Annotated in this window: 12 protein-coding genes and 1 rRNA gene; 10 read left to right on the top strand and 3 right to left on the bottom strand. The window is 49.3% G+C overall.

Annotated features, from left to right (window positions below):
* The 6 genes from rrf to ACXAF9_RS17615 form a co-directional block, all read left to right on the top strand.
* Positions 1 to 69, top strand: a 5S ribosomal RNA gene (rrf, locus tag ACXAF9_RS17640); the annotation flags it as partial.
* A gap of 25 nt (positions 70 to 94) precedes the next feature.
* On the top strand, positions 95 to 1,330 hold the full coding sequence (gene mobB, locus ACXAF9_RS17635; protein ID WP_475076581.1) for a molybdopterin-guanine dinucleotide biosynthesis protein MobB: 1,236 nt from the start codon (positions 95 to 97) through the stop codon (positions 1,328 to 1,330).
* The gene (locus tag ACXAF9_RS17630; protein ID WP_475076576.1) at positions 1,327 to 2,592 is read left to right on the top strand and encodes a molybdopterin molybdotransferase MoeA; all 1,266 of its coding nucleotides are present in this window, start codon (positions 1,327 to 1,329) and stop codon (positions 2,590 to 2,592) included. The genes mobB and ACXAF9_RS17630 overlap by 4 nt, the downstream gene beginning before the upstream one ends.
* 14 nt (positions 2,593 to 2,606) lie before the next feature.
* Complete coding sequence (gene moaA, locus ACXAF9_RS17625) at positions 2,607 to 3,605, top strand: GTP 3',8-cyclase MoaA (RefSeq protein WP_475076579.1); 999 nt, start codon at positions 2,607 to 2,609, stop codon at positions 3,603 to 3,605.
* A 43-nt stretch (positions 3,606 to 3,648) separates the two neighbouring features.
* The gene (locus tag ACXAF9_RS17620; protein ID WP_475076574.1) at positions 3,649 to 4,155 is read left to right on the top strand and encodes a hypothetical protein; all 507 of its coding nucleotides are present in this window, start codon (positions 3,649 to 3,651) and stop codon (positions 4,153 to 4,155) included.
* Positions 4,156 to 4,860: a tRNA-uridine aminocarboxypropyltransferase gene (locus tag ACXAF9_RS17615; RefSeq protein ID WP_475076572.1), complete on the top strand. Its 705-nt coding sequence runs from the start codon at positions 4,156 to 4,158 to the stop codon at positions 4,858 to 4,860.
* Here ACXAF9_RS17615 and dtd read toward each other — a convergent pair.
* The 3 genes from dtd to typA form a co-directional block, all read right to left on the bottom strand.
* Positions 4,857 to 5,294 carry a D-aminoacyl-tRNA deacylase gene (dtd, locus tag ACXAF9_RS17610; RefSeq protein WP_475076569.1) on the bottom strand — a complete coding sequence of 146 codons (438 nt, stop codon included), beginning with the start codon at positions 5,292 to 5,294 and terminating at the stop codon, positions 4,857 to 4,859. The genes ACXAF9_RS17615 and dtd overlap by 4 nt on opposite strands.
* Positions 5,295 to 5,312: 18 nt before the next feature.
* The gene (gene pip, locus ACXAF9_RS17605) at positions 5,313 to 6,263 is read right to left on the bottom strand and encodes a prolyl aminopeptidase (RefSeq protein ID WP_475076567.1); all 951 of its coding nucleotides are present in this window, start codon (positions 6,261 to 6,263) and stop codon (positions 5,313 to 5,315) included.
* Positions 6,264 to 6,386: 123 nt separating this feature from the next.
* Positions 6,387 to 8,204 carry a translational GTPase TypA gene (gene typA, locus ACXAF9_RS17600; RefSeq protein WP_475076565.1) on the bottom strand — a complete coding sequence of 606 codons (1,818 nt, stop codon included), beginning with the start codon at positions 8,202 to 8,204 and terminating at the stop codon, positions 6,387 to 6,389.
* Positions 8,205 to 8,571: 367 nt separating this feature from the next.
* Here typA and glnA point away from each other — a divergent pair, with 367 nt between their 5' ends.
* The 4 genes from glnA to trmL all read left to right on the top strand — a co-directional run bounded on the left by glnA (position 8,572) and on the right by trmL (position 13,244).
* The gene (glnA, locus tag ACXAF9_RS17595) at positions 8,572 to 9,978 is read left to right on the top strand and encodes a glutamate--ammonia ligase (protein ID WP_475076563.1); all 1,407 of its coding nucleotides are present in this window, start codon (positions 8,572 to 8,574) and stop codon (positions 9,976 to 9,978) included.
* Positions 9,979 to 10,223: 245 nt separating this feature from the next.
* Complete coding sequence (gene glnL / locus ACXAF9_RS17590) at positions 10,224 to 11,294, top strand: nitrogen regulation protein NR(II) (RefSeq protein ID WP_475076561.1); 1,071 nt, start codon at positions 10,224 to 10,226, stop codon at positions 11,292 to 11,294.
* Positions 11,291 to 12,715 (top strand): nitrogen regulation protein NR(I), encoded by a 1,425-nt coding sequence (gene ntrC, locus ACXAF9_RS17585; protein ID WP_475076559.1) that lies wholly within the window; start codon positions 11,291 to 11,293, stop codon positions 12,713 to 12,715. The genes glnL and ntrC overlap by 4 nt, the downstream gene beginning before the upstream one ends.
* A gap of 61 nt (positions 12,716 to 12,776) precedes the next feature.
* Positions 12,777 to 13,244 carry a tRNA (uridine(34)/cytosine(34)/5-carboxymethylaminomethyluridine(34)-2'-O)-methyltransferase TrmL gene (gene trmL / locus ACXAF9_RS17580; protein WP_475076558.1) on the top strand — a complete coding sequence of 156 codons (468 nt, stop codon included), beginning with the start codon at positions 12,777 to 12,779 and terminating at the stop codon, positions 13,242 to 13,244.
* Positions 13,245 to 13,254 lie beyond the last annotated feature (10 nt).

Genomic DNA, 13,254 nt, shown 5'->3' with positions numbered 1-13,254 from the left:
AGAAGTGAAACGCCTTAGCGCCGATGGTAGTGTGGGGTCTCCCCATGTGAGAGTAGGTCATCGCCAAGCTTTTATACGGAACCCCGGTCACCATGTGATCGGGGTTTTTTCGTTTTATCTCCCTATCTCTTTTGACACAAAGCGTTTGGCTGTTACGGGCCTTGAAGCATGCAAGGCAACAGACTTTCCGGTACTCTTGAGTCAGCATCAACGAGCGGAGAAAACCGTGTCTATTCCATCTCTCATATCCAAAGATCAAGTTTCAGGCTGCGTTTTAGCAGGCGGTTTATCTCGTCGTATGGGAAAGAATAAAGCTTGGCTTAAGATCGGTGGTAAGGCCCTGATTCAACATCCGGTTGATCTTTTAAACAGCCATGCTTCCAACGTTTTAATCTCTGCAAATCAAAATGTCGATCTCTATCAGTCTCTTGGTTGTGATGTTGTGACGGATTATGAGGATGGTTATCAAGGACCTTTGATGGGCATCCTGAGTGCATTAAAAAGCTGCCAAACACCTTGGTTGATTTTCCTGCCTTGTGATTTACCCTATTTACCTCATGACACGGTGAGTCGCTTATTAAGGTGTCAGTTAAAAGAGGGCACTTCGCTTGTTATTGCCAAAGACGAAAAACGATTACAGCTTTTGGTTGGGCTGATTCATACAAGCTTAGCTCCCTCTCTTGAAGTTTTTTTACAATCAGGTGGACGAAAAGTTGAGGAGTGGGTAAGGCAGCAGTCACATGCGGAAGTCGACTTTAGTGATGCTCTCAATGCTTTTACCAATATAAATACCAAGGATGATTGGGAATCGGCTCAATCGATGCCGACGATTCTCGGCATCTCGGCATGGAGTGGTACTGGTAAAACCACCTTACTGAAAAAGCTCTTACCGAGATTAAATGATGCAGGTGTTCGAGTTGGAGTGATTAAGCACGCACACCATGCCTTTGAGGTAGATCATCCCGGTAAGGACAGTTACGAAATTCGAAAATCAGGCGCGGCTCAAATGCTGATTGCATCTGACCAGCGTTGGGCTCTGATGGCTGATAACCCAACACCGAAAGAGCCTGTTCTATCAGAACTCTTAGCCCGTATGGATCTTGATCATTTAGACCTGGTGCTGGTTGAAGGCTTCAAGCATGATTCGATTCCAAAGGTTGAATTACACCGCCCATCACTTGGAAAACCTCTGATTTATCCGGAGGACCCCAACGTCATTGCCGTAGCAACGGATGAGCCAGATCAGGTTAGAACATCGCTCCCTGTATTAAATCTTCAGGATGTAGAAGCGATTCAAAGCTTTATTACGGCTTTGATGGATCTATCATGACAGTGACTACTGAAGCTGGTTGCTACTCCCAGTCTGATTTATTGAGTGTCGAGGCCTGCTGCTCGCTGATCCTCGATTTGATCCAAGCTCAGCAAGGTACGGAGTTGATTGATCTCAACCATGCATTAGGCCGAGTGGCAGCAGATGATATTAGATCGCCAATCGATGTGCCGACCCAGACGCATTCTGCGATGGATGGCTATGCCGTTCGTGTGAACAATGGCCAATCAGATCAACCTGCTTATCGGTTGATCGATACGGTAAAGGCTGGAGAGTTCTGCACCTCATCAATTAAGGCTGGTGAAGCGGTTAAAATCATGACAGGAGCCCCTCTCCCTGAGGAGGCAAATTGCGTGATACCGTTTGAGCAAGCTGAGCTTAAAGAGAACCAAGTGTTTCCTTTGCAGTCAGCTTTGCTAAAACCCAATCTCAATATCCGCCTTCAAGGAGAGGAGATTGAAGCCGGTACACTCGTTATCGATGCCCACTCACGTTTTACGCCGGCTCAAGTGGCGTTGTTAGCTCATCTTGGGATTAAAAAAGTATCTGTCGTTAAGCGTTTGACGATTGGTGTGTTATCCACTGGTAACGAGCTTACAGAACCTGGCGAAAGTCTTGCGGATAAAAGCAGTATCTATGATGCGAATCGATATTCCCTTAAAGCGAGTTTAAGTGCTTATCCGGTGGATGTAATTGACTACGGTATTCTTGAGGATCGAGTTGATACCGTACTTCGTGTATTGAGCAAGGCCATTCAGGAGTGTGACTTTATCATCAGTACAGCAGGGGTATCACAAGGGGATGCCGATGTGATCCGATTAGCCTCTCAGCAGTTAGGTGGCGTTCAGGCGTATGGTGTTGCGATGAAACCCGGTAAACCGATCGCCTTTGGTCGATTAGGTGAGATGCTCTTTTTTGGACTGCCCGGTAACCCAGTGTCATCGGTGGTTTCGTTTAAACGTTTTGTTGAGCCTGCACTGCGCAGGGCGTTAGGACTTGCTTCTCTGTCTCCGGTTACTGCTATTTTGGATGAACCGATTTACTCCAAGGTGGGTCGAACAGAGTATATCCGTGCTAAAGTCAGTATAAATCAACAAGCTGAGCTTCATGTCACGCCGGTTAAGCATCAAGGTGCCGCTCAGTTATCAGGCTTAGTCGAGGCTAATGGGTTAATTGAAGTCCCTGAAGAGAGCGATGTTTTAAATTCGACCTCGCTTGTTCAGGTTTGGCCTCTTTCAGCAGAGTATGTGAATCTATTTTGAACGCTTATCATCCAATTAATACACACGAAGCCTTGATCGACCCTTTCGGTCGAAAAGTGACCTACGTGAGAATCTCGGTTACTGACCGCTGTGATTTTCGCTGTGTTTATTGCATGGATGAGAAGATGACCTTTTTAGCTCGCGAGCAGGTGCTTTCGCTCGAAGAGCTTGCGTTAGTGGCTCAAGCCTTTACTGAGCTCGGTGTGGATAAAATTCGTTTCACCGGCGGAGAGCCACTGGTTCGCCGCGGAGTGCAATCGCTTTTTGATCGCGTGGGTAGATTACCCGGGCTTCGCGATTTTTGTGTCACCACAAATGGCTCACAGTTAGTCACCATGGCACAACCATTAAAAGCGTCTGGCCTACATCGTATCAACATCAGCTTGGATAGTTTAAAAGAAGATCGATTTCGTGAGCTAACCCGAACAGGGCGCTTATCCAAAGTATTGGAGGGTGTCGATGCTGCACAAGCGGCGGGATTTAAGCGTATTAAGTTGAATGCTGTGATCCTAAAAGGCCGCAACGATGACGAGATTTTGGATCTTGTCCGCTATGCCATTCGTAAAAAGATCGATATCTCCTTTATTGAGGAGATGCCGCTGGGTGTGATTCGTGAACATGATCGTGCGGAATCTTTCTGCTCCAGCGATGAGGTTCGAGAGCGCATCGAAACGGCTTACAACCTGAAACCACTTAAAACAGACTCTGGCGGCCCGGCCAAGTATTGGGCAATCGAAAACACGGAAACCAAGGTTGGGTTTATATCACCTCACAGTCATAACTTTTGTGGCGAGTGTAATCGTGTGAGGGTGACGGTCGAAGGGCGTTTGTTATTGTGCTTAGGCAATGAGCATTCGGTGGATTTAAAACCGATTCTACGAAGCAGTGATGAACCGCTTGAGGTCGTTAAGCAAGCCATTCGCGAAGCGATCCACCTGAAGCCTGAAAAACATCACTTTACGCACGATGGTGATGTTCAAATTGTCCGCTTCATGAATACAACGGGGGGGTGATCCGTTATCATTCCCGCCCTCAACCCTTAGCAGTCAAGGTGTTATGATCAATATTGCTTCTGTTTCATTTTATTTCGACCAAGTGGAAGACCGAATCCGTTTGATCGGTAATCTCGATAATCCTGACCCGCGTGCTGACTTCTGGCTAACCCGCCGTTTAGTCATCCGCTTGTTGGATCTGGCCATGGAGCTGATTCAAAAAACCTCCACTAAAGTCAGCCAAGCGCCGACCGAGCATAAAGGTGCGATGGCGCAATTTGAACACGATTCGGCTCAGCCAAAACCTGAGCAAGTGATTGCTAAGCAAGAAGATCACTCGGCGTATAAAGCCGAGATCTTACGGCGTATGGACATCAGTTATAAAGATGGACGTTATCGCCTGACTTTTTTTACCCATGAGACGGATGATCCTGTCGCCGTCAGTACACTCAGTTACCAAGAACTGCACCAAACCTTGCATTGGTTGCATCGTGGCAGTCAGTTTTTAGAGTGGGGGGGATCTCCGTCACTCTTTGCGGAACACGATAGCTCGGCAAATAGGCTCCAATAAATGGCATTTGATCCGAATGCGCCTCGCAAACCCTTCGTTGCGAGAGGCTCACGAATTGCGCGGTGTGAAGGGTGTTTAATGCCCGGCGTCTTTTGTCTGTGTGCGGATAAACCAAACATTTCGGCTGAGTCGATTTTTTGGCTGATGACGCACAAGAATGAAGTCTACAAACCCACTAATACGGGTCGCCTTATTTTGGATACGGTGAAAGGCAGCCAGACGTTTGAGTGGTCTCGCTTAGAGCCCTCGGCTGAGTTTCTATCCGCTTTGGAAGACGAGCGCTTTTATCCGGTCATTGTGTTCCCGAAGGATCAGGATTATCAACATCGAATGGTCGATGTGAACGAGATCAAAGCCAGTGGGAAGACACCTGCTTTCATGATTCTGGATGGCACTTGGCGTCAAGCGAGGCGTATGTTTCGACACAGTCGTTACTTGGATGACCTTCCAGTTTTTGAGCCCAGTATTCATGCTGAATCGCGGTACCGCTTACGTCAGGCAAATGAGTCACATCACTTGTGTACAGCAGAAGTGGCAGCGGCCGTGCTTGAGTGTATGGGAGATGAGTATCCGGCGGATGTCATGAATGCCTACTTTGATCTGTTTAATCATCAGTATTACAGCGCGCGAATGCGACTTGAAAGCTCGCCCGAGGTAGAGGATGCTCGGGCGCATTTGAAGGACTTGCTGGATACCCCACGCTAAGACTCCAACCAAAAGGTCACCGGACCGTCGTTGAGCAGAGCAACTTTCATGTCAGCACCAAACTGTCCGGTAGCCACTTGGGGGTGGAGTAGACGAGCTTGCTCCACGAGGTAGTCGTACATCTTTTCACCGTGCTCTGGGCTGCCACCATTGGAAAAACCAGGTCTTAAGCCTTTAGCGGTGTCGGCTACCAGGGTGAACTGTGAAACGATTAACAACCCACCACCGGCTTGCTGAACATTCAGATTCATCCGGCCCGTCTCATCAGGGAAGATTCGGTAACCTAGAATCTTTTTAAGTAACTTATCGGCACGTGCAGAGTCGTCCTCTTTTTCTACACCCAATAAAACCAGAATGCCTGTATCGATCTCGCCGATGCGTTCGCCACTGACGGTGACGCTGGCCTCACTCACTCGTTGGATCAGTGCTTTCAAAAAATAGTCCTTAAGCTATTAAGCCAATGATTCTGCGAACTGGTCGGTGGCGGCAATCAAGTTATCCACAATCCCTTTCTCAAAGGCGGAGTGTCCAGCCTCGCGGACGATGTGTAACTGAGCATGCGGCATTGCTTTGGCTAGGTCATAGGCTTGATCAATCGGGCAGACCATATCATATCGACCGTGCACCAGTGTGGTCGGTATGCCACTTAGCTTGTCGGCGTTATTGAGAATTTGATTCTCTGATAGAAACGACTGATTGATAAAGTAATGGGCTTCAATGCGTGCCATCGAGAGCGCAATCTGTGGGTCGCCAAAGTGATCTACCACATCTGGATTAGGCAATAATGTAGAGCAGCAACCCTCCCAAATAGACCAGGCTTTTGCGGCCGACATACGTTCTAGCTCATTATCTGAGATGAGTCGTTTGTAATAGGCTTGAATAAAGTGGTCTCGTTCCGTTTCCGGAATTTTCTTGATGAAGGATTCCCAGCCATCTGGGAATACTCGGCTTGCGCCCTCTTGGTAGAGCCAAGCAATGTCTTTTGCGCGGCTAAGAAATATGCCGCGAAGGATTAACCCGTCGACGTGCTGTGGATAAGCTTCGGCGTAAAGCAAGCTGAGTGTTGATCCCCATGAGCCACCGAATAAGACCCAGCTATCAATGTTAAGGGCTTGGCGAATCGTCTCCATATCAGCAACCAGTGCTTGGGAGGTGTTGTGCTCAAGGGAGGCATGAGGCTTAGACTTTCCGCAGCCTCGCTGATCAAACAGAATGATGCGGTATTTTTCCGGATTGAAAAAACTGCGATGGGCGGGTTGGGTGCCGCCGCCTGGGCCGCCGTGTACGAACAGTACGGGTATGCCTTCGGCGTTACCGCTTTGCTCGACATAGAGTTGGTGTCCGTCACCGACATCAATCATCTGGTGGTGATAAGGGTGGATATCGGGGTATAAGGTGCGCATGATCTCATCCTGAAACAGTGCATTGGGTTCAGTATAACCAATGAGTCAGGATTGGAAACGATCGGTTCCCTCATCTGGGCAAAAAAAGAGCGGCCTAAGCCGCTCTTGATCGATCAGTATCGATTACTTACCGCTACGGGAGGCGCGCTTACGCTCGTTCTCGGTTAGCAGCTTTTTACGCAAACGGATGAAGTTTGGAGTCACTTCTACCAGCTCGTCGTCTTCGATAAAGTCCAGCGCTTGTTCAAGCGAGAAACGAATCGGTGGTGTTAGTAGAATGTTTTCATCGGTACCTGACGCACGAACGTTGGTCAGCTGCTTACCCTTGGTTGGGTTAACGGCCAAGTCGTTGCTGCGGCTGTGGATACCGATGATCATGCCTTCGTAAACATCGATGTTCGGGTCGATGAACAGACGGCCACGTTCTTGTAAGCTGAACAGTGAGTAGCCCAGAACCTTACCGGTTACCATCGAAACCAATACACCGTTGTTACGGAAGATAACGTCACCTTCTTTCACTGGGCCGTAATGATCGAAGATCGATGTCATGATGCCTGTACCAGAGGTCAGGGTCAGGAACTGGCTACGGAAACCGATCAATCCACGAGATGGGATCATAAAGGTCAAACGAACACGGCCAGATGGATCGACTTCCATGTTGGTCATGTCGCCTTTACGTTTACCCAGCTCTTCGATGATGCCGCCTTGGTGGTGATCTTCAACGTCGATCATAACCAATTCGTACGGCTCTTGGATTTCACCGTCGATCTCTTTCTGGATAACTTCTGGACGCGATACGCCCAGCTCGTAACCTTCACGACGCATTGTCTCGATCAGAACGGACAAGTGCAGCTCGCCACGGCCAGATACGCGGAATTTGTCTGGTGAGTCGCCTTGTTCAACACGCAGAGCTACGTTGTGGATCAGTTCGCGATCCAAACGGTCTTTGATGTTACGGCTGGTGATGAACTTACCGTCTTGACCCGCGAATGGAGAGTCGTTGACTTGGAACGTCATCGATACGGTAGGCTCGTCAACGCTCAGCGCGGGTAACGCTTCTACTTTTTCTGGGTCACACAGTGTGTCGGAGATGTTCAGCTCATCGATACCTGTGATACAAACGATATCACCTGCACGCGCTTCTTCTACATCAACACGCTCAAGACCAAGGTAACCCATGATCTTCTGGATACGACCTGAGCGGACTTTGCCTTCACGGTCGATGATTTTCACAGGTTGGTTCAGCTTAGCCACGCCACGTTTAACACGGCCGACACCGATAACACCTACGTAGCTGTTGTAATCCAGAGCAGAGATCTGCATTTGGAAAGGACCGTCTTGGTCAACTTCGGGTGGCGCTACGTTAGATACGATCGCTTCGAACAGCGGAGTCATGTCGTCCGCTAGGTTCTCGTGCTCTGTACCGGCGATACCGTTCAGGGCTGAAGCGTAGATGATCGGGAAGTCCAGCTGTTCATCGGTCGCACCTAAAGAGTCAAACAGGTCGAATACTTTATCAACCGCTTGGTCTGGGTTCGCGCCTGGACGGTCAACCTTGTTAACCACCACGATTGGGTTCAGGCCTTGGTCGAACGCTTTTTGAGTTACGAATCGAGTCTGAGGCATTGGGCCATCAACGGCGTCAACCAACAGCAATACGCAATCAACCATCGACAGTACGCGCTCAACCTCACCACCGAAGTCGGCGTGCCCAGGGGTATCAACGATGTTGATGTGGTAGCCGTTCCATTCGATAGCGGTGTTTTTCGCCAGGATGGTGATGCCGCGTTCTTTTTCCTGGTCGTTGGAGTCCATGATGCGTTCGGCGCCTTCGTCACGGCGGCCCAGTGTGCCAGATTGCGACAACAGTTTGTCGACCAGTGTGGTTTTACCATGGTCAACGTGCGCAATGATGGCGATATTTCTCAGCTTCTCAATCACGTGGAGATACCTAGTGGGATTGTTTACAAAGCGCGCATTATACACAGTTTATTTTGTAGACATTCGGTTAATTTGAAGGTAACGAAGATTATTTAGGGGAGCACTTTTTTATTGCATGGAGTAAGATGCGAAAAGCCTCAAATCGGACCATGCCTGACTCTGTTTTTGCATTGTTTTGGTGCGTATTTTGTTGGTGTGTTTCAAGTTGGTGCGTTAATGTTCCCTGAGGGTGCGCGAAATGCCCGTTTTTGGGCGTTGGTGAGGTGGCATAAGATTTGCTATTTAGATTCCAACTAGCAAAAAGCCTAACGGTAGACGAGCGATTGTCATAACGCGTCTGGCAAATTCTAAATGTGGAGAGAGCCAAATGTCAGAGAAGACTCTGAAGTTAATCGAAGAAAATGAAGTGAAGTGGGTTGATCTGCGTTTCACTGATACTAAAGGTAAAGAACAGCACGTAACCATCCCTGTTCATCAGATGGGTGATGACTTCTTTGAAGAAGGCAAAATGTTTGATGGTTCTTCTATCCAAGGTTGGAAGGGCATTAACGAATCTGACATGATCCTGCTGCCAGACGACAGCGCATCTGTAATGGATCCATTTGCTGAAGAATCAACAGTTATCGTTCGTTGTGACATCGTTGAGCCTGCTACTGGCCAAGGTTACGAGCGTGACCCACGTTCTGTTGCTAAGCGTGCAGAAGAGTACCTGAAATCTACAGGTATCGCTGACACGGCTTTCTTCGGTCCAGAACCAGAATTCTTCATCTTCGACGAAGTTCACTTCCACGCTGACATGAGTGGCTGTGGTTACACAGTTTCTTCTGAAGAAGCGGCTTGGTCTTCTAGCAGCAAGTTCGAAGGCGGTAACACAGGTCACCGTCCACGTGTTAAAGGCGGTTACTTCCCAGTACCACCCGTTGATTCCCTGCACGATCTGCGTGGCAACATGTGTAACGCTATGACGGCAATGGGTCTGGACGTTGAAGTACACCACCACGAAGTAGCAACGGCTGGTCAGTGTGAGATCGGTGCGGGTGCTAACACTCTGGTTAAAAAAGCAGACGAAGTACAAGTACTGAAATACTGCGTACACAACGTTGCTCACGCTTACGGCAAAACAGCTACCTTTATGCCTAAGCCAATCGTTGGTGACAACGGTTCTGGTATGCACGTTCACCAATCTTTGACGAAAGATGGCAAAAACATCTTCGCAGGTGATGCGTACGCTGGCCTGAGCGAAACAGCTCTGTTCTACATCGGTGGTATCATCAAGCACGCTAAAGCGCTGAATGCGATCACTAACCCGGGTACTAACTCTTACAAGCGTCTGGTTCCTGGCTTCGAAGCGCCTGTAATGCTGGCTTACTCAGCTCGTAACCGTTCTGCTTCTATCCGTATCCCATACGTAACAAGCGAAAAAGCGCGTCGTATCGAGACTCGTTTCCCTGACCCAATCGCTAACCCATACTTGGCGTTCGCTGCGCTGATGATGGCGGGTCTAGACGGTATCCAGAACAAGATCCACCCAGGCGAGTCTGCGGACAAAGACCTGTACGATCTGCCAGCTGAAGAAGCGGCTCAAATCCCTCAAGTAGCAGCTTCTTTGGAAGAAGCACTGGCTGCACTGGATGCAGACCGTGAATTCTTGACCAAAGGCGGTGTATTCACTGACGACATGATCGACGCTTACATCGATCTGAAAACTGAGGAAGCTCAGAAGATCAGTCAGACAACTCACCCACTGGAATACGACCTGTACTACTCTGTGTAATACGGATTCGTAACAAAAAAGCCTCCCTCTGGGAGGTTTTTTTTTGCCTGCAATTCTGTGCGGTTGATTTCGTTGAAAAGAGGCTTGCGGGTCTGCACTGCTTTGGTGCACTCTTGTGGTGCGCTCTGCTTAAAGATAAGGCGTAAATACTTACGGAGTTCAAGGGATTGCGGGAAATGCGAGTAAAAATAGATAGTTGGCTCCATTTTTGCATTTTCAGATGAAACGAATAGGTGGCATCAAGGATGTTCATAAATAGAACGCACAAGCACATCTTAGAAAACTTATCGACCAGTGTGATCCTGCTTGATGAGTCCCTTCAGATTGAATACATGAACCCGGCAGCCGAGATGTTGCTCGAGGCGACAGCAAAGCGCTTAAGTGCCTGTCAGGTCGAAGATTGGCTCTCCCAGGATCCGGAAGAGATCTCGGTGCTGAAGTCGACGGTTGTATCGGGCCATGCCTACACACGTCGTGAAGCGAAGTTGCGTGCCATGAACGGCCACGAGATTACCGTCGATTACAGTGTTAATCCGATGTTGGTGGGGAAGAACACCGCATTGCTGATCGAGATACAGGCTCGGGATCGCCTGTTGCGGATCGAGCGTGAGGAGGAGCTGCTAAATCGGCATGCAACTACCCGTAATCTGGTGCGCGGCATGGCGCATGAGATCAAAAATCCGCTGGGTGGTATCCGAGGTGCGGCGCAATTATTGGAGCGTGAACTGGCCGATGAAAATCTGCACGAATACACCCAGATCATCATAGAAGAGGCGGATCGTCTACGTAATTTGGTCGATCGCTTATTAGGTCCGCACAAACTGCCTAAGGTGGAAGAGGTGAACGTGCATGCTGTGCTTGAGCGTGTTTGTACCTTGGTGAATGTAGAAAGCGAAGGGCGTCTTCAGTTTGTGAAGGATTATGACCCGAGTATCCCAGAATTTGCTGGGGATACCGAGCAGCTGATCCAAGCGGTCCTAAATATTGTGCGCAATGCCATGCAGGCGCTTCAAGAAAGCGGAACGGCAGACCCGCTGATTACCCTAAAAACACGTGCCAAACGACAGGTGACGCTCGGTTCAGAGCGTCATCGCTTAGTGTGTTGTTTAGACATCATCGACAATGGCCCCGGTATTCCAGCAGAGATGCTGAGTAATGTCTTTTATCCCATGATCAGCGGCCGTGCTGAAGGGTCTGGGCTTGGCTTGTCGATCGCTCAATCGATCATCAACCAGCATCATGGTTTGATTGAATGTTCCAGCGAACCTGGCTGCACACGTTTCTCACTGTATATTCCTTTGGAGCTAAAAGAATGAAAATGTCCGGCAAAGTATGGATAGTGGACGATGATCGGTCGATTCGTTGGGTGTTAGAGAGAGCATTGGATCAACTGGGCTTTGAGATTCGTACCTTTGAAACCGCCGATGATCTCTTGAAGCAACTGAAGCATGAAGTGCCGGACACCATCGTCAGTGACATCCGTATGCCGGGGACTGATGGTCTCGAAATGCTTGATCAGATCCGTGCCGCTTACGCGACCATGCCGGTGATTATCATGACAGCGCATTCGGACCTCGACAGCGCCGTGGCATCGTATCAAGGTGGCGCGTTTGAATATCTGCCAAAACCTTTCGATGTGGATGAGGCGGTAAGTCTAGTGAAGCGCGCCGTTGAACACGCTCACGAGCAAAAATCCGAAGAAGCGATGGAAGAGGAGTTCGACACCGCTGAGATCATCGGTGAAGCGCCTGCCATGCAAGAGGTGTTTCGCGCCATCGGGCGTCTGTCGCACTCGAACATCACGGTGTTGATCAACGGTGAGTCCGGTACTGGTAAAGAGCTGGTGGCCCATGCGCTTCACAAGCACAGCCCGCGCGCGAGTCAGCCGTTTATTCCGCTGAACATGGCGGCCATTCCAAAAGATCTGATCGAATCAGAACTCTTTGGTCACGAAAAAGGCGCATTCACAGGGGCGGCTTCTGGTCGTCGTGGTCGTTTCGAGCAAGCCGATGGCGGCACTCTCTTTTTGGATGAGATCGGTGATATGCCCGCCGAAACTCAGACCCGTTTACTGCGCGTGTTGGCCGATGGTGAGTTCTATCGTGTTGGTGGGCACACGCCCGTAAAGGTCGATGTGCGGATCATTGCCGCAACACACCAAAACTTAGAAGGGCTGGTACAGCAAGGGCGCTTCCGTGAGGATTTATTTCACCGCTTAAATGTTATTCGGATTCATATTCCGAAACTCTCTGAGCGTCGTGAAGATATCCCGCGTTTAGCGCGTCACTTCTTGCAGCGCTCTGCAGAAGAGTTGGCCGTAGAGCCGAAAGTGCTGAAGCCTGAAACCGAAGCCTTTATGTGCGAGTTAGCGTGGCCGGGTAATGTGCGTCAATTGGAGAACACCTGCCGTTGGTTAACCGTTATGGCCTCTGGCCGCGAGGTGCTGACTTCGGACATGCCACCAGAGCTATTGGACCAGCAAGGTAAGGCGGAAGTGACAACTTCCAACTGGGAGCACGCGCTTCGTAACTGGTCGGATCAACAACTGGCCTCAGGTAAAAAAGGCATCCTGGATGCAGCGGTACCGGCGTTTGAAAAGATCATGATCGAAACGGCATTGAAGCATACGGCCGGTCGACGTCGTGATGCGGCTGAGTTGTTGGGGTGGGGTCGTAATACCTTGACGCGTAAAATCAAAGAGCTCCACATGGAGGTGGATGGCTCCGAAGAGGAGTGATCTCTCTAAATGTGATCTGAATTAACGTATAATAGGCCTGTTTATTGAACAGGCCTTTTTTATGTTGCACGTAGTTTTATACGAACCCGAAATCCCGCCCAACACCGGTAACATCATTCGATTGTGTGCGAACACCGGTTTTCAGTTGCATCTGATTAAACCGTTGGGGTTTGATCTTGATGATAAAAAGCTGCGCCGAGCCGGACTTGATTACCACGAATTTGCTAATTTAGGTGTCCATGATTCTCTGGATGAGTGCTTAGAAAGCTTAGGCCATCCAACCGTGTACGCCATGACCACTAAGGGTTCGAAACCGCACAGTGATGTCACTTTTAAAGCGGGAGATGTGATTTTGTTGGGGCCTGAAACACGAGGGCTACCACCGAGTGTTCGGGATGAATTACCCCCTGAACAACGCATCCGATTACCTATGTTGGCGGACAGCCGCAGCCTAAATTTATCCAATGCGTGTGCGATTGTGGTTTATGAAGCGTGGCGACAACTCGGATATCAAGGTTGTTCAGGCTAAATGCAGTTAT

Source organism: Neptunomonas sp. ABH4_499, assembly GCF_056160565.1.
The sequence above is the reverse complement of the archived record's forward strand: the minus strand, read 5'-3'. Positions and strand labels throughout refer to the sequence as shown.